Raw genomic sequence first — 19,653 nt, 5'->3', positions numbered from 1 at the left:
GCAAGTCTTTCCCCCCGGCCCGCTTCACCAGTTCCGCCGCGTCGCGGATCGTGTAGCGGGCCGGCGTCTCGATCCCGTCCAGTTCCTCCCACGTAACCGGCGCCGCGACCGGCGCGTTGGCGCGGGCGCGGGCGGAATAGGGCAATACCGCCGTCGCGCCGCGCTGGTTGCGCAGCCAGTCGAGGAAGATGCGGCCCTTGCGCTCGGTCTTCTTCATGTTGGCGGTGAAGATGTCGGCGTGCGCCTGCCCCATCGCGCGGGCGAAGCGGCTGGCGAAATCCTTCACCGCCACCCAGTCCGCCGTGGCATCCAGCGGCACCACCACATGCACGCCCTTGCCGCCGGACAGCATCGGGAAGCTCACCAGCCCCATGTCCGCCAGTACCCCGCGCAGCAGCACCGCCGCTGCCTTCACCGCCGGGAAGCCCAGCCCCTCGTCCGGGTCGAGATCGAACACCATGCGATCGACCATCTCCACCGCGCCCACGCGCGATCCCCAGCCGTGGAACTCGATCGTGCCCATCTGCACGCAGGCGAGCAGCCCCGCGGCCTCCTCGACGTAGAGATACGGCTCGTCCTGCCCGTCCTTGCCCCGGATCGGCACCTTGCGCACGGTATCGCCGAAGCTGCCGGCGTCGTGTTTCTGGAAGAAGCAGTGCTTGGCGCGCCCCTGCGGGCAGCGGACGAGGCTGACCGGGCGATCCGCCGCCCACGCGAGCATCGGTTCGGCCACCGCGGCATAATAATCGGCTAGCTCGCCCTTGGTCAGCCCGGATTCGAGAAAGATCACCCGGTCCCGGCTGGAGATGGCGATACCGAACGGCTTGTCGTCCGTTTTCGCGGTCTTCGCGGTCTTGCGCGGTTTTGGCGGGGAGGAGACGTCCTCCTTCACGACTTCGGCGGCGGGCTTGTCCTCGCGCAGGCCGACGAAGCTGGAATGGCGCAGCACGCCGCCGTCCAGCCCGTCGGCGTCGGTCATCTCGGCGAAGGCCACCTCGGCGACGAGCACCGGCTTCACCCAGTGCGCGCCCTTCACCATCGCGCGCGGCGCCTCTACGGTGGCGGTCGTCTGTTCCAGCGGAGTCAGTTTCGCCAGCAGCGCCGCGATCCCGTCCGCGCCGAAGCCGGTCCCCACCTTGCCGGCGTAGCGCAGCCGGCCATCCTCGTTCAGCCCCAGCAGCAGCGAGGCGAAGCCGCGTCCCTTCGCGCTCGGCGTCCAGCCGACGATCACGAACTCCTGCCGGCGGATGCACTTGGTCTTCAGCCAGCCCTGGCTGCGACGGCCGCGATAGGGCGCGTCGGCGCGCTTGGAGACGACGCCCTCATAGCCCTCGCCGCACAGCGCGGTGAACAGCTTCTCGCCCTCGCCGGTGATATGCTCGGCATAACGGATCGGCCCGTCGGCGGCGTCGGCCAGCAGCGTGGCGAGGCGGGCCTTGCGCTCCACGTTGGGCAGGCCGGTCAGGTCCTCGCCGTCTTGCTCCAGCAGGTCGAAGGCGAAGAAGACGAGCGGGGCGCCGCCCTCCTTCAACGCCGCCTGCAGGGTCTGGAAACGGGGGCGGCCCTCGCTGTCGAGCGCGACGATCTCGCCATCGATCAGCGCGCTGCCGATGCCCAGACCGCGCGCCACCGCCACGACGGGAGCGAAGCGGTCGGACCAGTCCAGCCCGGTGCGGGTGTACGCCTTGGCCTCGCTGCCGGCGACGGCGAGCAGGCAGCGGTAGCCGTCATACTTCACCTCGTGCAGCCAGCCGGCGCCGGCGGGCACGTGATCGACCAGCGTGGCAAGCTGCGGCGGCTGGAAGGCGGGGAGCGGGAGTTTCGCGCGCGCCGTCTTGCGGACGCGCGGTTTCGCGGCGGGGGCGACGTCGGCCTTCGCGGTTGGCCGGGCGGCGGGCTTGCGCCTGGCACGCGCCTTCTTCGTCGCGGCCGCCTTTCCCTCGGCGATCTCCAGCATCGTGCGGCCGGTGGCGACGCTGGTGAGTTCGCGCTCGACCAGATCGTCCGATCCGCCGGCGAAGTCGTCCGCCACCTTGCGCAGCAGCCAGTTCTCACCCTTCTCGCGGCCGCGCGGTTTCAGCCGGATCATGATCCACTCACCCTTCATCCGCTCGCCTTGAAGCGTGAAGTGGAGGTGGCCCTCCGCCAGCGTCTTCACCGGGTCCTTGTCGGGATGGGGTGTCCAGGTGCCGCGATCCCACAGCATCACCGTCCCGCCACCATATTCACCTTTAGGGATCGTCCCCTCGAAGGTGGCGTAGGCGAGCGGATGGTCCTCGGTGCGCACCGCGAGGCGCTTGTCGTCCGGGTTCAGGCTCGGCCCGCGGGTGACGGCCCAGCTTTTCAGCACGCCGTCCAGCTCCAGCCGGAAATCCCAGTGCAGCCGACTGGCATCGTGCTTCTGCACCATGAAACCGTGACCCGCCGTGTCGCCTCGCTCACCCGCCGGCTCCTTCGTTTTCGCGAAGTCGCGCTTCTCGTTGTAGCGGGCGAGCGGATCGGTCACGCGCGTTTGCGCGCCGGGGCGCGTTTGGGTGCGGGCTTGTCCTCGGCCGGTTCTGCTTTCGTGGCGGCAGGCTTCTTGCGCGCGGGCGGCTTCTTCGCCGGGGCATCGTCCGCCGCCCTGGCCGTGCCCGACTTGTCGAGCGAGCGTTTCAGCGCCGCCATCAGGTCGACCACGTTCGATCCCTTGGGCCGGGCATCGTCGCCGTCGTCGGCCTTGATCGTCTTGCCCTCCTTCTTGCGCTCGATCAGGTCGCGCAGCGCATCGACGTAGCGGTCGTGGAATTCGGACGCGTCGAACTTGCCCGCCTTCTTCTCGATCAGCGTGGTGGCCAGATCGAGCAGGTCCTCGTCCGGCGCGGCATCGCCGATCTCGCGGAAATAGGAGGCGGCCTTGTTCACCTCGTCGGCATAGCGCAGCGTTTCCAGCACCAGCCCGCGCCCGCACGGTTTCAGGCTCACGGCATATTCGCGGCCGCGCAACGCCAGTTGCCCGATGCCCACCTTGCGGGTCTTGCGCAGCGCCTCGCGCAGCACGACGAACGCCTCCTCGGCCAGATCGTCGGCCGGCACGACATAATAGGGCTTCTCGAAATAGATCGCGTCGATCTCGTGCGCGTCGACGAATTGGGTCAGCTCAAGCGTCTTCTTGCTCTCCAGCTTGACGCCCTCGATCTCCTTCTCGTCCAGCAGCACGTAGCTGCCCTTCTCATACTCGAAGCCTTTCAGTATCTCGTCGCGATCGACCGGGCCGATGCCGGGCACCACCTTCTCATACTTGATCCGCTTGCCCGAGGGTTCGTGGATCTGGTGGAAGGCGATCGTCGCCCCGCTCTTGGTGGCGGAATAGATCTCGACCGGGATCGAGACGAGGGCGAGGCGGATCTGCCCCTGCCAATATGCGCGTGCAGCCATCGTCCGCCCCCATGTCGTTGCGACGCCGATTCAATGTGCGAGCGCGGGAGTCGTTCCGGTCGGGGCGGTCGCGGTGTCGCGGGCGCGCGCGTTGCCCCCCTCGCGCGGCTTCGCTATCAACGCCTTCGCAACCAGACAGGAAGTTTTCAATGAAGACCCGTGCCGCCGTCGCGTTCGAGGCCAAGCGCCCGCTGGAGATCGTGGAACTCGACCTCGAAGGTCCGAAGGCGGGCGAGGTGCTGGTGGAGATCATGGCGACGGGCATCTGCCACACCGATGCCTATACGCTGGACGGGCTGGACAGCGAGGGGCTGTTCCCCAGCGTGCTCGGCCATGAAGGCGCCGGCATCGTGCGCGAGGTGGGCGCGGGCGTGACGAGCGTCGTGCCCGGCGATCACGTCATCCCGCTCTACACGCCGGAATGCCGCCAGTGTAAATCGTGCCTCAGCGGCAAGACCAACCTGTGCACCGCCATCCGCGCCACGCAGGGGAAAGGGCTGATGCCGGACGGCACGACCCGGTTCAGCTACAAGGGCCAGCCGATCCATCATTATATGGGCTGCTCCACCTTCTCGAACTTCACCGTGCTGCCCGAGATCGCGGTGGCCAAGATCCGCACCGACGCCCCGTTCAAGACGAGCTGCTACGTCGGCTGCGGCGTGACGACTGGGGTGGGGGCGGTGGTCAACACCGCCAAGGTCGAGGTGGGCGACACGGTGATCGTGTTCGGCCTGGGCGGCATCGGCCTGAACGTGCTGCAGGGCGCTCGGCTGGCCGGCGCCGCCATGATCGTTGGCGTCGACATCAACCCCGACCGTGAGGAATGGGGCAAGCGCTTCGGCATGACCCACTTCGTCAATCCGAAGACGGTGGACGGGGACCTCGTGGCGCATCTGGTGGCGCTGACCGACGGCGGCGCGGACTATACGTTCGACTGCACCGGCAACACCGACGTGATGCGGCAGGCGCTGGAGGCGTGCCACCGCGGCTGGGGCACCAGCATCATCATCGGCGTGGCGGAGGCCGGCAAGGAGATTTCCACCCGCCCGTTCCAGCTCGTCACCGGGCGCAACTGGCGCGGCACCGCCTTCGGCGGGGCAAAGGGGCGGACGGACGTGCCGAAGATCGTCGACTGGTACATGAACGGCAAGATCGAGATCGACCCGATGATTACCCACGTCCTCTCGCTGGACGAGATCAACAAGGGGTTCGACCTGATGCACGCGGGCGAGTCGATCCGCTCCGTCGTGGTCTATTGAGGAGAGAAAAGATGTTCAGCCACGTAATGCTCGGCAGCAACGACCTCGACCGGTCGAAGACCTTCTACGATGCGTTGATCGGCGCGCTCGGCGGCAAGCCGGGCTTCCTCGATCCCAAGGGCCGGCTGGTCTATCCGCACGGCGGCGGGCTGCTGCTCATCACCCGGCCGATCGATGGCGAGCCGGCGACGCACGGCAACGGCAGCACCATCGGCTTTACGGTGGACAGCCACGCGCAGGGCGATGCGTGGCATGCCGCCGGGGTGGCGGCGGGCGGCACCGCGATCGAGGATGCGCCGGGCGTGCGCGAGAACAACCAGGGCAAGCCCTACCTCGCCTACCTGCGCGATCCCGACGGCAACAAGCTGTGCGCGCTGAAGCGGTCGTAATGGAGCAGGTCTCCGGCAACCGCGCGTTCGGCGGCACGCAGGGGGTGTGGAAACACGCCTCCACCGCCACGGGTACGGACATGACCTTCTCGGTCTATGTCCCGCCGCACGAGGACGGCGCGCGGCTGCCGGTGGTCTGGTATCTTTCCGGCCTGACCTGCACGCATGCCAACGTGACCGAGAAGGGCGACTATCGTCGTGCCTGCGCCGAACTGGGCCTGATCCTCGTGGCCCCCGACACCTCACCGCGCGGGCAGGATGTGCCGGACGACGAGGCGTGGGATTTCGGGCAGGGCGCGGGCTTCTACGTCGATGCGACGCAGGCGCCCTATGCGGCCAACTACCGGATGTGGACCTATGTGGCGGAGGAACTGCCGGCGTTGATCGCCGCGCATTTCCCGGCGGACATGGATCGCCAGTCGATCATGGGCCACTCGATGGGCGGGCACGGCGCGCTGACGCTGGGGCTGACCTTCCCCGATCGCTACAGGGCCGTCTCCGCCTTCGCGCCGATCGTGGCGCCGGGGCAGGTGCCGTGGGGCGAGAAGGCGCTCGGCCGCTATCTCGGCCCCGATCGCGGCGACTGGCGGCGGCACGATGCGGTGGCGCTGATCGAGGATGGCGCGCGCCTGGCCGGGTTGATGGTGGATCAGGGAGCGGCGGACCCGTTCCTCGACCAGTTGCAACCGGATCTGCTGCGTGTCGCCTGCGAGGCCGCCGGCATCCCGCTGACGCTGCGGATGCAGCCGGGCTACGACCACAGCTATTATTTCATCTCCACCTTCATGGCCGATCATCTGGCGTGGCACGCCGCGCGGCTGGGCTGATCGCACCGCGCGATTGACCTGCGCGGTTGCCGGCCGCAATCAAGGCCGATGCGCTTCTTCTCCGACAATGCAGCGCCGGTCGCCCCGGCGGTGATGGCCGCGCTGGCGGCGGTCAACCACGTCGATACGGCGTATGACGGCGACGCCGCCAGCCGCGCGCTCGATGCGCGGCTGGGCGAGGTGTTCGAGGCGCCGGTCACGGTGTTCTGGGTCGCCACCGGCACCGCGGCCAACGCGCTGGCGCTGGCGGCCATCTGCCCGCCGCATCGCGGGATCGTCTGCCACCGCGACGCGCATATCCAGAACGACGAGGGCGGCGCACCCGAATTCTACACCCACGGCGCCAAGCTGCTGCTGGCGGACGGGCCGGGCGCCAAGCTGGACCCGGCGGGCGTGGCGGCGCGGATCGACGGCATTCCGGGCGACGTCCACCGGGTGCAGCCGGCGGCGCTCTCGATCACCAACGCCACCGAATACGGGTTGGTCTATACCCCGGCAGAGGTGGCGGCGCTGGGCGACTTCGCCCGCGAACGCGGCCTGCGGCTGCATATGGACGGCGCCCGCTTCGCCAACGCGCTCGCGCATCTGGGCTGCACCCCGGCCGACCTCACCTGGCGCGGCGGGGTGGATGTGCTGAGCCTCGGCTTCGTCAAGAACGGCGGCATGTCGGCCGAGGCGCTGGTGTTCTTCGATCCCGCGCTGGCGGCGGGGACGGCGGAGCGGCGCAAGCGCGGCGGGCATCTGCTCTCCAAGGGCCGCTATCTCGCCGCGCAGATCCACGCGCTGCTGGAAGACGACCTGTGGCTGGCGAACGCGCGCGCCGCCAATGCCGGCGCGACGCGGATCGCGGCGGCGGCGGGCGCACGGCTGATCTATCCGGTCGAGGCGAACGAGGTATTCCTCGCGCTCGCCCCGGCCGAGGCGGCGCATCTGCGCGGGCAGGGCTTCGACTTCTACGACTGGGCGGCGGGCGAGGCGCGCTTCGTCGTTTCCTGGCATCAGCCGGCAACCGAGACGGCGGCGCTGGCCGCCGCGATCGCCGGACTGTGAGGCTGTCGTGAGCATCGCCACCGAGCCGCCGCTGAACCGCGCCGCGCAGCTGCGCGTGCTGGTGCCCTTCACCATCGTGACGCTGATCTGGGGCGGCACGTGGCTGGTGATCCGTCATCAGTTGGGGATCGTGCCGCCGAGCTGGTCGATCGCCTACCGCTTCGCGCTCGCGGCAGCGGCGATGTTCCTCTACGCGCGCTTCGCCGGCGCCTCGCTGCGGCTGGCCGCGCGGGATCATGCCTTTGCCGCTGTCACCGGGGTGGCGCTGTTCGGGCTGAACTTCCAGTTCGTCTATCGCGCCGAGGGGCACATCGCCTCCGGGCTGGTGGCGCTGGTGTTCGCGATGCTGATCGTGCCGAACACGCTGCTGGCGCGCGCGTTTCTGGGACAGGGCGTGTCCCGCCGTTTCTTCGCCGGCTCGGCGGTGGCGGTGGGCGGGCTGGCGCTGCTGTTCTGGCACGAGCTGTCCGCTTCCGCCGCCGGGCCGCGCGCCACCCTGCTGGGGATCGGGCTGACGCTGGCGGGGGTGATGGCCGCCTCGGTCGCCAACGTGATGCAGGCAAGCGAGCGGGCGCGGCGGCTGCCGGTGCCGACGCTGCTCGCCTGGGGCATGGCCTATGGCGCGCTGGCCGACGCCGCCTTCGCCTGGATCACCGCCGGGCCGCCGCGTTTCGATCCGAGCCTGTCGTATGTCGTCGGCCTCGCCTATCTCGGGCTGGCCGCCTCGGCGGTGGCCTTTCCGCTCTATTTCGGCGTGATCCAGGCGATCGGGCCGGGCCGGGCGGCCTATTCCAGCGTGCTGGTGCCGGTGCTGGCGATGGCGCTCTCGACCGTGTTCGAGGCGTATCGCTGGACGGTGCCGGCAGCCCTCGGCGTGGCGCTGGTGCTGGCGGGCCTCGTCATCGCGTTGCGGGCCAAGGCGAGCGGACAGGCACGCCCGGTATCTGACGACAGATGATCGACCCGCTCTCCTGAGGGGTCATTGGACTTGTCGAAATGGCGTCTCGAAGGAGGGTCGCACCCGAGCCATTCAAGACGGGCCTTCGGCTATCGAACCCACGTCGAGGCTCTAGCGCCGCCGGTCCTTCAGCCACAGCGCCAGCGCGATCGCACCGCCCACGGCGGCACCGATCAGGATGCCGGCCGAAGGTTCGTGCAGCACCATGCCGGCGATCGCGCCGAGGATCACCGCCAGTGCGATGAAGGCGCCCGCCGCGCGCGGTTCGGGGGGAGGGGTCTGTGCCATCGCCGGCCTTTGCCACCGGCAACGCCGCAGCACCACCCCCGCGCGCCGAGCCGAAACTTTCGATGCTGGCGGGCGCGCGCCGCTGCCGCTAGTTTCGCGCCATGCATCCCGCGTTCGCGCGCCGAATCCTGCCGGCGGCGCTTGTCCTTTCCTGTGTTCCTGTGGCGGCGGCGGCGCAGGAGGCCGGGGCATCCGATCCCGTCGCCGCGCCGCCGCCGGTCGTGATGCCCGACTCCGCCGCGCTGGATCCGGCCTCCCCGCTGGAGCCGCTGCCCGGCCTGGGCGTGGACTGGCCCGATCTCGCCGCGCCCGATGCCGCGCCGGGGCAGGCGGCGGCGGCCGCCGCGCTCGATCCCGACGCGACGCAGCGCTACCGCTTCGCGATCGAGGGGATCGACGGGCTGGACGGGGTCGATCCGGTGGCGCTGCGGCAGCGGTTCGATCAGGTGTCGTCGCTGGCGGCGGGCGAGGGCAAGTCGGCCAACGTCGCGCAGGTGGATCGCCGCGCGCGCGAGGACGAGGAGGCGCTGCGCGACCTGCTGCGCGCCTACGGCTATTACGATGCCGTCGTCACCGCGCGGGTTGAGGCGCAGGCGGCCGGCGGGGCGATCCGGGTGACGCTGGCGGCCGAGCCGGGGCCGGTCTATCGCTTCGCCACGGTCGATCTGGGCGGGCTGGCGGCGGCGGGGGACAAGGCGGCGGCACTGCGCCGGGCCTATCCGATCGCGCCGGGCGATATCGTCAACGCCGACAAGGTGACGGCGGCCGAAGCGGGGCTGCGCACGTCGCTCGGCCGCGAGGGCTTCGCTTTCGCGAAGATCGCCGAGACGAAGCTGGTCATCGATCACGAGACGCGGCAGGCGAGCCTCGTGCTGATGGTGCAACCCGAGGGCGCGCAGCGGTTCGGCGCGATCGCGGTGCGCGGCAAGCCCCTGTTCACCCCGAAGCACCTCGGCGAGATCGCCCGCTTCGCCCCCGGCGACCCCTATGATGCCGCGCGCATCGAGGATTTCCGCCGCGCGCTGATCCAGACCGGGCTCGTGTCGGCGGTGGTGCTCACCCCGGTCCCGTCCGCCACCCCCGGCGTGGTCGATATCGCGGTGCAGCTGGAGCGGGCGCCGCGCCGCACGGTGGCGGGAGAGCTGGGCTACGGCACCGGCGAAGGCATCCGCACCGAACTGAGCTGGCAGCACCGCAACCTCATCAAGCCCGAGGGCGCCGTCACCTTTCGCGGCGTGGCCGGCACGCAGGAACAGTCGCTCGGCGCGGCGCTGCGGCGATCGAACTACGGCGCGCGCGACCGGGTGCTCACCGCGCAGGCGGTGGCCAGCCACACCAACCGCAACGCCTACGATGCCAAGACATTTACCGTGGGCGCGGGGATCGAGCGGCAGACCAACATCATCTGGCAGAAGAAATGGGTATGGTCGCTGGGCGGCGAACTGACCGCTTCCGACGAGCGCGACGTGGTGGGGCTGACGGCGATCCCGCGCCGCCGCACCTTCTTCATCGCCGCCGTGCCGACCAGCCTGGCCTATGACGGATCGGACGACCTGCTGAACCCCTCGCGCGGCTATCGCCTGTCGGGCCGGCTCTCGCCCGAGGCCTCGTTGCAGAACGGGGCGTTCGGCTATGCCCGCGCGCAGATCGACGGCAGCGCCTATCTGCCGGTCACCGGCTTCACCAGCCTGGCCGGGCGCATCCGGCTGGGTACGATCATGGGCGCCAGCCGCGATCGCATCGCCCCGTCGCGGCGCTTCTATTCCGGCGGCGGCGGATCGGTGCGCGGCTACGGCTATCAGGCGATCGGCCCGCGCGATGCGAACAACGATCCGGTCGGCGGGCGCAGCCTCACCGAGTTCGCGATCGAGGCGCGGGTACGGTTCGGCGATTTCGGCGTGGTGCCGTTCCTCGACGGTGGCAACCTGTACACCCAGGCGCTGCCGCGCTTCACCGGCCTGCGTTACGGCGCGGGCATCGGCGCGCGTTATTACACCAGCTTCGGCCCGATCCGCGTCGATGTCGGCACGCCGCTGAACCGGCGGCCGGGTGATTCGCGGGTCGCCGTCTATGTGTCGCTGGGGCAGGCGTTCTGATGGACACCGCCGCCGAGCCCGACGCCGCGCCGCGCGCCGTACCGCCAGTCCGCCGTCGTCGGCGGCGTCGCTTCCGGTCGCTGCGCTGGCTCGGGCTGCTGCTGCTGGCGCTGATCGCCGCGATCGGGCTGGCGCTGGTGGTGATCGATACCGATCCCGGCCACCGCTTCCTCGCCGATCGCATCGCCGCGCTGAAGCCGGCGAGCGGGCTGCGCATCCGCATCGGCCGGATCGACGGATCGATCTGGGGCGAAACCCGGCTGCGCGATGTGCGGCTGTACGATCCGAAGGGGCTGTTCCTCGAGGTGCCGGAGCTGGCGCTGGACTGGCACCCGACCGCGTGGGCGGCCAACCGGCTGGATATCGACCGCCTCGCCACCGATCTCGCCATCCTCCACCGCCTGCCCGCGTTGCGCGATACCGGCAGCGACGGGCCGATCCTGCCCGGCTTCGACATCCGCCTCGGCCGGCTGGACGTGGGAACGCTGCGGATCGAGCCGGCGGTGACGGGCCGGCGCCGTCTCGGCCGCCTCGCCGGGCGCGCCGATATCCACGCCTGCCGCGCGCTGATCCACCTCGCCGCCTCGACCAATGCGGGCGATCGGCTGCGCCTGCTGCTCGATGCCGCGCCCGACAGCGACCGGTTCGATCTGGAGGCGCGGCTTGCCGCCCCCTCGGGGGGGCTGGTCGGCGCGCTGGCCGGCACGAAGCGGCCGATGGCGCTGGTGATCGGCGGTGATGGCGGCTGGGCGGCATGGAAGGGCCGCGCCCGGCTGGACGTTTCCGCCAGCCGCATCGCCGATCTGGCGCTGGAGGCGCACGGCGGCACCTATGCGCTGTCCGGCATGCTCGCGCCTTCGCCCATCTTGCAGGGCAAGCTGCAACGGCTGAGCGCGCCGCGCATGCTGGTGACGGGGGCGGCCAAGCTGGCGAACCGCCGGCTCGATTCCACGCTGTCGCTGCGTTCGCCGGCGCTGTCGCTCGATCTCGCGGGCGTCGTCGATCTGGCGGAGAGCGCGTTCGACGGGATGCGGATCAATCTGCGCCTGCTGCGACCGCCCGCGCTGTTCCCGAACATGACCGGCCGCGCGATCCATCTGCGGACCACGCTGGACGGCCCGTTCGACACCGCCGCCTTCGATTATGCGCTGACCGCCGATCAGGTGCAGTTCGACGATACCGGCTTCGAGACGGTGCGCGCACAGGGGCATGGGCGACTGTCGAAAAGCCCGGTCACGCTGCCGGTGCGGCTCACCGCGCGGCGGGTGACGGGGGTGGGCGACGTGGCCGGCGGCATCCTGGCCAACCTCGCGATCGACGGCACGCTGAAGGTGACGGCGAAGACGGTGACGGGCGAGGGCCTCGCGCTGTCCTCCGACAAGATCAAGGGCAGGCTCGCACTGTTGCTCGATCTCGTCACCGGACGTTACGACGTCACGTTGTCGGGCGGCCTCACCCGCTACCTGATCCCCGGGCTGGGGCTGGTGGACGTGACGACCGAGCTGAAGGTGGTGCCCGGCCCGGCCGGACGCGGCACGATGGTGGTGGGCAAGGGCCGCGCATGGGTGCGCCGCTTCGACAACGCCTTCCTCGCGGGTCTGGCCGGCGGGCTGCCCATGATCGAGACCGGGCTGGTGCGCGGGCCGGATGGCGTGCTGGGCTTGCGCGGGCTGGTGCTGACCGGCCCGCAGATCCGCATCACCGGCAACGGCATCCGCCGGCGCGACGGCACCTTCGCCTTCACCGGCGGCGGCACGCAAGGCGAATATGGCCCGTTCACGATGACGCTGGACGGCGACATCTCGCGCCCGAAGGTCGATCTTGTGCTGGCCCGGCCGATGGACGCGCTGGGGCTGGCCGGGGTGACGCTGAACCTGTCGCCCAACCCGGGCGGCTACGCCTACGCCGCGCGCGGGCAATCGACGCTGGGGCCGTTCACCAGCACCGGCGCCATCCTGCTGCCCTCTGGCGCACCCGCCACCATCGCGGTGGCGGCGATCGACGTGGCGAACACGCGGGCGAGCGGCGCGCTGCGATCGGACCCGGGCGGTTTTACCGGGCGGCTGGCGGTGGCGGGCGGCGGGCTGGACGGCACGCTCGATTTCCGCACCGCCGGTGCCGGCGACGCCCCGGTGCAGGAGGCCGTGCAGGAGATTGCGGTGAAGCTGGCGGCGAACGGCGCGACGCTGCCCGGCCCGCCCGTGGTCGCCGTGCGCAAGGGCGTGATGGAGGGGCTGATCCGGCTCGATCCCGCCGGCACCACGATCAGGGGCAGCGTGAACGCACAGGGAATCAGGCGCGGCGGGTTGAGTCTCGCGCGCCTCGCCGCCACCGCCGACCTGACCGACGGCAACGGCCGCGTACGCGCCTCGCTGGCCGGATCGCGCGGGCGGGCGTTCGATCTGGTGACGGAGGCGGCGCTCTCTCCCGGCCGGGGGCGGCTGACCGGGCAGGGCAACGTGGACCGCCGTCCAATCCGCCTGACCGCGCCCGCCGATTTCACTCGCGAAGGCGACGGCTGGCGGCTGGCGCCGGCCCGGCTGGAATTCGCCGGCGGTACCGCCACGCTGGCCGGCCGCTTCGGCGCATCGGCGACCGAGCTGGACGCCGGCCTGGAGCGGATGCCGCTGACGGTGCTGGATATCGCCGCGCCGGGCCTCGGCCTCGGCGGCGCGGCGAGCGGCAAGCTGGCCTACCGGCAGGCGGGCGCGGCGGCCCCCACGGGGCGGGCGGACCTGATCGTGCGGGGCCTGACCCGCTCCGGGCTGGTGCTCTCCTCCCGCCCGGTGGACATGGGGGTGGCGGCGGTGCTGTCTGCCAGCGGCGCGGTGGCGCGCGCGGTGGTGGCAAGCGGCGGGCGCACGATCGGCCGCGCGCAGGGGCGCATCGCGCCGTTGCCGCCGGGCGGCGATCTGGCGGACCGCCTCGCCAACGCGCCGCTGTTCGCGCAGCTGCGCTACGACGGACCGGCCGACATCCTCTGGCGGCTGACCGGGGTGGAGACGATCGACCTGTCCGGCCCGGTCGCGATCGGCGCGGACATGAGCGGGCGGCTGGCCGACCCGCAGATCCGCGGATCGCTGCGCACCAGCGGCGCGCGGCTCGAAAGCGGTGTCACCGGCACGGTGCTGACCGGGTTGCAGGCCAGCGGCCGCTTCGGCGGATCGCGGCTGGTGATCGATCGCTACGCCGCCGCCACGCCGAAGGGCGGCACGGTGAGCGGCCGCGCCACCTTCGATCTGGCCGCCGCGCGCGGCTTCGGCATGGATATCGCGGTGGATGCGAGGCAGGCCGTCCTGCTCGATCGCGACGAGATGGGCGCCACCGTCACCGGCCCGCTGACGATCCGCTCCGATGGCGTGGGCGGGGTGATCGCCGGCGACGTGACGCTGGACAAGGCGCGTTACCGGCTGGGGCAGGCCGCCGCCGCCACTATCCCGCGCCTGCCCGTCAGCGAGATCAACCGCCCGGCGGACGAGGGCGAGGAGCAGGCCGCGCCGGTGCCGTGGCGGCTGGACCTGCACGCCAAGGCCCGCAACCAGGTGGCCGTGACCGGCCTCGGCCTCGACAGCGAATGGCGCGCGGACCTGACCATCAAGGGCACGGTGGACAATCCGGCGATCACCGGCCGCGCCGATCTGGTGCGCGGCGGCTACGAGTTCGCCGGCCGCCGCTTCGACCTCGATCGCGGGGCGATCCGATTTCTCGGCGATGCGCCGCCCGATCCGGTGCTCGATATCGTGGCACAGGCCAACATCCAGGGGCTGAACGCCACGATCCGCGTGTCCGGCACCGGGCTGCGGCCGGAGATCGACTTCACCAGCGTGCCGGCGCTGCCGGAGGACGAACTGCTTTCCCGGCTGCTGTTCGGCACCTCGATCACCAACCTGTCGGCGCCGGAGGCGTTGCAGCTTGCCGCCGCCGTCACCTCGCTGCGCGGCGGCGGCACCGGGCTGAACCCGATCAATGCGGTGCGGCGGGCGGCGGGGCTGGATCGCCTGCGCATCCTGCCAGCCGACGTGACGACCGGGCAGCGCACCTCGGTGGCGGCGGGCAAGTATATCGGCCGGCGGACCTATGTGGAGGTCATCACCGACGGGCAGGGCTATTCGGCGACGCGGGTGGAGTTCCAGATCACGCGCTGGCTGTCGCTGCTGTCCAGCATCTCCACGCTGGGCCGCACGAGCGCCAACGTGCGGGTGTCGCGGGATTACTGAGCGGGGGCGTCGGGGAGCAGAGGCCGGATTCCTTCTTAATCCCGTCACCCCGGCCCTGTGCCGGGGGCCACCCACTCGCCATCGCGGCGTCGAAAGTCCAGTCGACGCCGATCGCCGCACCGTGGACCCCGGCACAAGGCCGGGATGACGATCCGGCAAGCCGCACCCCGCTCGCGACCCTACCTAAAACAGCCGCCACAGCGGATTGGCAGGATCGGCGAGCAGCTTCGCCGTCAGCGCGATCGACATGATGACCAGCAGCGGCCGCACGCCGCGCCCACCGAAACGCATCGCCAGCCGCGCGCCGACCTGGTTGCCCGCCACGTTCGCCATCGCCATGCCCGCCCCCAGCAGCCACAGCACCTGCCCGCCCGCGATCATCGCCAGCAGCGCCGCGATGTTGGTGGCGAGATTCAGTAGCTTGGTGTTGGCGATCGCGCGCACCAGCCCCAGCCCGCCCAGCGCCACCAGCGCGGTGGTGATGAACGATCCCGCGCCGGGGCCGAAGAAGCCGTCGTAGAAGCCGATGACGGTCAGGATCAAGGTGAGGCCGACCGGGCCGAGCCGCGGGTGGCGATCGACCTCGCCCATCGGCGGGGCGAGCACGTAATAGAGCGCCATCAGGATCAGCAGTACCGGCACCAGCCCCGTGAGGAACGCCGGGTTCACATGCTGCACGGCGGTGGCCCCCGCCACCGATCCGGCGAACGCGCCTGCCGCCGGCAGCGCGAAGCGCCGCAGATCGACATGCCCGGCGCGCCAGAAGGTGAGGAAGGCGGAGGCGGTGCCGACCGCGCTCTGCAGCTTGTTGGTGGCGAGGGCCGCGACCGGCGGGATGCCCGCCGCCATCAGTGCAGGGATCGTCAGCAAGCCGCCGCCGCCCGCCAGCGCATCGACGCTGCCGGCCGCGAACGCCACGGCCATGAGGATCAGGAAGATGTCGGGGGTCAGGTGCACCGGTGCGGCTTACGGGGCTGCTTGCCGCGATGCCAGCCGGAACATGGTGCGCGTCGCTGGCTTCTGTCGGGAAAGCGTGTCGCGCCGGGCTGCGGGGCGGATGCTGCCTGTCGGATCGTCACCCCGGACCTGTTCCGCGGTCCACGGTGCGGCAGTCGCTGTCGCCTGAAAACTCGGAACGCGCGGATGGCATCCCCGGAACGGGTTGGGTATGGCGGTCGCCCGCCACCCACTTGCCCTTGGTGCGGCCCGTCAGGTGGAACCGGCCGCAGCGGTCGCACGCGTAGGGGCGCAGCGGCAGCCCGTCGCGGGCTGCGGCGGCGAGCGCGGCCTCGGCGGTGGGGTAGTCGCGCTTGCGGCGGCAGACGCTCAGCTTGGTGCGGATGGGGCGGGCCTCAGGCGGTCGCGGACGTGTCGGCGCGGGCGGGTCTGCCGCGCAGTCCCCAGCCGGCCAGCGCCACCACCGTCAGCACCGCCACGCCCCACGGCGCATAGCCGAGCGCGCCGTCGATCCCCTCGGCGACCGGATTGGGCGTGCCGCTCACCCGCTCGACGATCCACGCGACCGCCGCCACCGCCGTCAGCCCCGCGCCCACGGTACGGAAGGGGGCATAGGCCGGGGTCTGCGCGAGCAGCAGCAGCGCCGGCATCACGCAGGCGACCACCGCCAGCTGGACCAGCTCGATGCCGAGGTTGAAGCCGAGGATCGACTGCGCCTTGGCCAGCGGCTCCAGCCCGAAATTCGCGATGATGGTGGCGAAGGCGAGGCCGTGGACGAGGCCGAACCCTCCGGCGATCAGCGCCTCGCGCCCCGCGAACAGCGGCCGCCACGCATGGATCGCCGAAACGAGGATGGAGAGCGCGATGCCCACCTCCACCGGCCGCGCGGGCAGTTGCCAGCCAAAGAAGGCGCCGCCGATCAGCGTGACCGAATGGCCGATGGTGAAGGCGGTGACGACCGCCAGCAGCCGCCGCGCGGTCTGGTGCAGGCCGGCATAGCCGCCCCAGCGCCGGCCGGCGGCGAGCAGCGGTGCCGGCAGGATCAGCGCGATCAGGAACAGCAGGTGATCGTGTCCCTCGGCGATATGGTGCATCCCCAGCCGCATCGCGGCGGCAAAGCCCGCCCACGCGCTGCCGCCGCCGCGATCCACCCGCACCGCGACGGTCGGCGCCTGCAACCCGCCGATCATCTGCGGATCGCCGGACAGCACGCCGCCGGCGAAATCGCTGCGCGCGAACACCAGCACGAAATGGTTGGGCACGCGATCGATCACCGCATCGTAGCGCAGGGTGAAGACGCGCGGCGATGCCCCGGCGGGGGGCACGAAGCGGGCGGCGACGTTCAGATCCGCCTGGCTGGGGTCGGCGAGCACGAACAGCCGGTCGAGCACCACCGTGAACGGTCGCCCGTCGGGCGCGATCGCCCGAATGTGGCGTGAAAGATAGGCTCGGGCCGCCGGCATCGTGGACGCGGGGTTCGCCGGATCGACGCGGATGTCCGAGGCGAGTTGCAGGTCGTTGAGCGGGATCAATATCTCGGCGGTGGTGGCGGCGGTGGCGAAATCGAGGTTTACCACCGAATTGGCCATCAGATGCGCCGAGGCGGGGGCCGCCACCAGCGCGGCCAGCGCCAGCAGCGCCCGGAGCAGGCGGATCAATGCTCCAGCCATACCAGCCCCGGATTGCGATCGAAGCTGTGCGGGTTGATCGCCAGCGCCCGCTTGCGCGCCTCGTCCGCCCTGGCCGTCTGGCCGGTGATCGCATAGGCCTCGGTCGCGACGATCCACGGCTCGGCGGAAACCCAGCCGGAGGCCAGCACCGGCGCCAGCACGCGAAGCGCATCGGCCGGGCGACGGTTGACCATATAGGCCGACGCCAGCCCGGTCGCACTCTCGGCGAACGGGCGGTTGGCGTAGTTGCGTTCGGCGATCGCCAGCGCACGGGCAGGATCGCTACCGAACGCCAGTTCGTGGTCTAGCGCGTGGCCGTAGGCGGCCTCCGGCAGCAGCGCGAGCCGCTTCGCCCACCCCGCGCCGGCCTTTGCCGCCCACGCCTGCGACTGGGTCAGATCGCCCTGCGCGCGGTACAGCCCGGCCACCGCGTCATACGCCTCCGGCATCCCGGTGCGCCGCGCGATCGACCGGTAGAGCGCCATCGCGCGCTTGGTGTCGCCCTTCAGCGCGAGAACGGTGGCGAGATGCTCCTCGGTGAGCCAGTGGCCGGGGAAGATCGTGGCGGCGCGGGCATAATGCGCGCCGGCCTCGTCCCATTGGCCGGCCTGATAGGCGATGATGCCGCGATGCATCTCCAGAAAGGCACGCTGCTGCTGCTGCGGCCCGCGCAGCCGGCTCTCCGCCTCGTCGAGATAGGCGTTGGCCTTTGCCGCATCCCCCATCCGGGCCCAGTAGTTGGCGAGGCGGAAGGCGGTGCCGACCGTCACGATCCTCCCGTGCGACCGCTCGTATCTGTCCAGCGCGGCAGCATAGTTGCCGCGATAGAAATCGAGGTCGCCACGCAGGCCCGTGGCGCTCGCCTGCTCGCCCGCGTCGGGCACGACATAGGCGTCGATCCGGTCCAGATCGGGCGCCACCGCCGCCAGCCGGTGCACCGCGAAGTTCCACGTCGCGCGTTGCAGCGCGGGACCGACGCGCGGGTCGATCGCACTCGCCCTGTCGTACCAGCGGCCGGCCTCGGCATAATCGTCGAACGAGTTGGTGAGCCGCGCGCGGGCGAGCAGCACATCGCCGGGCGAGGCGACCGCGAGCCATTCACCGGGCCGGGCGGCGGCGGTGCGGCGGGCGGCGGCAAGCTCGATATCGAGCGCGGCCAGCGCCTGCGCGTAATTGGTCGGCACGCCCTGCTGCTCGGCATCGGCCTGTGCGCCGCTCACCGCCGTCTCCACCTTGGGATAAGGCCTGATCGCGGCGCCCGGCCGTTCGCTGCCGAACCAGGCGATCGCCCCGCTGATCGCGGCAAGGACGAGGATCAGCAGTCCGTAGCGCAGGCCAAGTCGTTTCACCGGCATTCCCCGCCGATTCTCAAGCAACCGCGCGGGGCGGCGCGGCCGGATCGGTGGCGATCCTATGCACGGCGGCGGCGGATCGTCAAAATGACAAATACGCCGGCCGGCGCGGGCGATCTCTATTGGTGACGACCTTGCAGCGGCACGGTGCACCGCACGGCGGTGGCCTGCGATCGCCCGCCTTCCCCATCGCCGGGGCGGTTCAGCCCGCCGCCACCGCCGCGCGGGCCAACATGTAGGCGCCCACCAGCCCCGGCGGCTCGATGCAGCCGGGGGCGGTGATGCGCCGGTCGAACACGTCGCCCTGCCATTCCGCGCAATAGCCGGCCAGCCGGTCGGCGGTGCGGACGCGCGCGCCTTCCAGCAGCCGTGCCTGTTGCATCACCCCGCCGCCCAGCACGATATGCGTCGGCGCGACGGTGAGGATCAGGCTGGCGCACAACTGGCCGATATAGTCCGCCAGCACGTCCCATGCCGGATGGTCGGCGGGCAGGGTGGCGAGCGAACCGCCCCAGGCGGCGATGATCGCCGGGCCGCTCGCCAGCCCCTCCAGACAATCGCCGTGATAGGGGCAGATGCCGTCGAAATCGCCGTGGCCCGGGTGGCGGCGGACGAGCAGGTGGCCCGCCTCCGGGTGGCCCAGGCCGCGCACCGTCCGCCCGTCGATCGCCAGCCCCACGCCAACGCCCGTGCCGATGGTGACATAGGCGAGCGATCGTGCGCCCCGCCCGGCGCCCGTCGCCGCCTCGGCCAGCGCGGCCGCGTTCACATCGGTATCGATCGCTACCGGTACGGCGAACGCCGCGCGCAGCCGGGCGGGGATGTCGGCGCCGGCCCAGCCGGGCTTGGGAGTGGTGGTGATCCGCCCGAAATCGGGGGCTGCGGGATCGAGCTGGAGCGGGCCGAAGCTGCCGATGCCGAAGCCTGCGACGGCACCGTGCCGTTCCTGCGCGGCGCGGAAGAAATCGACGACCGCATCGAGCGTGCCGGCCACGTCGCGCGTGTCGATCCGCGCCGTCTCCCGCGAGCCGGTGGCATCGCCCACGCCGCAGACGAACTTCGTGCCCCCCGCCTCGATCGCACCCGTCAGCATCCGCTCGTCCTCTCCCGCTCCATGCCTTTGCGTTAGCGCGGGACGGGGCGGGAGGGAACGGCGTGGCGTCAGGCGAACAG

The 19,653-nt window shown here is 71.2% G+C and carries 14 protein-coding genes; 7 read left to right on the top strand and 7 right to left on the bottom strand.

The features are described from left to right. Both ligD and ku read right to left on the bottom strand, forming a co-directional pair. Positions 1-2,506, bottom strand: a 2,506-nt coding sequence (gene ligD, locus FOY91_RS16110; RefSeq protein ID WP_145154208.1) for a DNA ligase D, incomplete at its 3' end; no start/stop codon positions are given. Then, the gene (ku, locus tag FOY91_RS16105; protein WP_145154206.1) at positions 2,503-3,417 is read right to left on the bottom strand and encodes a non-homologous end joining protein Ku; all 915 of its coding nucleotides are present in this window, start codon (positions 3,415-3,417) and stop codon (positions 2,503-2,505) included. The genes ku and ligD, both read right to left, overlap by 4 nt. Positions 3,418-3,566: 149 nt before the next feature. Between ku and FOY91_RS16100 the strand changes: the two genes are divergently transcribed. Genes FOY91_RS16100 through FOY91_RS16080 form a run of 5 tightly spaced genes read left to right on the top strand, consistent with a single transcriptional unit; the run spans position 3,567 to position 7,900 of the window. Then, entirely contained in the window at positions 3,567-4,676 is a 1,110-nt protein-coding gene (locus FOY91_RS16100; RefSeq protein WP_145154204.1) for an S-(hydroxymethyl)glutathione dehydrogenase/class III alcohol dehydrogenase, read from the top strand. 11 nt (positions 4,677-4,687) lie between these two features. Beyond that, positions 4,688-5,065: a VOC family protein gene (locus FOY91_RS16095; protein WP_145154202.1), complete on the top strand. Its 378-nt coding sequence runs from the start codon at positions 4,688-4,690 to the stop codon at positions 5,063-5,065. Further along, on the top strand, positions 5,065-5,892 hold the full coding sequence (fghA, locus tag FOY91_RS16090) for an S-formylglutathione hydrolase (RefSeq protein WP_145154200.1): 828 nt from the start codon (positions 5,065-5,067) through the stop codon (positions 5,890-5,892). The genes FOY91_RS16095 and fghA overlap by 1 nt, the downstream gene beginning before the upstream one ends. Positions 5,893-5,940: 48 nt before the next feature. After that, a complete protein-coding gene (locus FOY91_RS16085) occupies positions 5,941-6,942 on the top strand; it encodes a threonine aldolase family protein (RefSeq protein ID WP_145154198.1) in 1,002 nt (333 codons plus the stop codon). Between the two features lie 7 nt (positions 6,943-6,949). Continuing rightward, positions 6,950-7,900, top strand: coding sequence for a DMT family transporter (locus tag FOY91_RS16080; protein ID WP_238995745.1), 951 nt, complete (start codon positions 6,950-6,952; stop codon positions 7,898-7,900). Positions 7,901-8,011: 111 nt separating this feature from the next. Here the strand turns inward: FOY91_RS16080 and FOY91_RS22050 are convergent, their stop codons facing one another. Continuing rightward, positions 8,012-8,188, bottom strand: a complete 177-nt coding sequence (locus tag FOY91_RS22050) for a hypothetical protein (protein WP_203234602.1) — start codon at positions 8,186-8,188, stop codon at positions 8,012-8,014. Between the two features lie 101 nt (positions 8,189-8,289). Between FOY91_RS22050 and FOY91_RS16075 the strand changes: the two genes are divergently transcribed. Then, a complete protein-coding gene (locus FOY91_RS16075) occupies positions 8,290-10,284 on the top strand; it encodes an autotransporter assembly complex protein TamA (RefSeq protein ID WP_145154196.1) in 1,995 nt (664 codons plus the stop codon). Next, positions 10,284-14,501, top strand: a complete 4,218-nt coding sequence (locus tag FOY91_RS16070; protein ID WP_145154194.1) for a translocation/assembly module TamB domain-containing protein — start codon at positions 10,284-10,286, stop codon at positions 14,499-14,501. The genes FOY91_RS16075 and FOY91_RS16070 overlap by 1 nt, the downstream gene beginning before the upstream one ends. A 183-nt stretch (positions 14,502-14,684) precedes the next feature. Here the strand turns inward: FOY91_RS16070 and FOY91_RS16065 are convergent, their stop codons facing one another. The 4 genes from FOY91_RS16065 to FOY91_RS16050 form a co-directional block, all read right to left on the bottom strand. Further along, positions 14,685-15,458: a TSUP family transporter gene (locus FOY91_RS16065; protein ID WP_203234601.1), complete on the bottom strand. Its 774-nt coding sequence runs from the start codon at positions 15,456-15,458 to the stop codon at positions 14,685-14,687. A 395-nt stretch (positions 15,459-15,853) separates the two neighbouring features. Then, the gene (locus FOY91_RS16060) at positions 15,854-17,128 is read right to left on the bottom strand and encodes a HupE/UreJ family protein (RefSeq protein ID WP_145154192.1); all 1,275 of its coding nucleotides are present in this window, start codon (positions 17,126-17,128) and stop codon (positions 15,854-15,856) included. Continuing rightward, positions 17,113-18,477, bottom strand: coding sequence for a tetratricopeptide repeat protein (locus FOY91_RS16055; protein WP_145154190.1), 1,365 nt, complete (start codon positions 18,475-18,477; stop codon positions 17,113-17,115). The genes FOY91_RS16060 and FOY91_RS16055 overlap by 16 nt, the downstream gene beginning before the upstream one ends. A gap of 205 nt (positions 18,478-18,682) precedes the next feature. Continuing rightward, positions 18,683-19,573 carry an ROK family protein gene (locus tag FOY91_RS16050; RefSeq protein WP_145154188.1) on the bottom strand — a complete coding sequence of 297 codons (891 nt, stop codon included), beginning with the start codon at positions 19,571-19,573 and terminating at the stop codon, positions 18,683-18,685. Between the last annotated feature and the right edge of the window lie 80 nt (positions 19,574-19,653).

Origin of the sequence: Alterirhizorhabdus solaris, assembly GCF_007785815.1 — a bacterium.
Classification (GTDB): Bacteria; Pseudomonadota; Alphaproteobacteria; order Sphingomonadales; family Sphingomonadaceae; genus Alterirhizorhabdus; species Alterirhizorhabdus solaris.
Note: the sequence above shows the minus strand (reverse complement) of the source record. Positions and strands in the feature narration are given on the sequence as shown.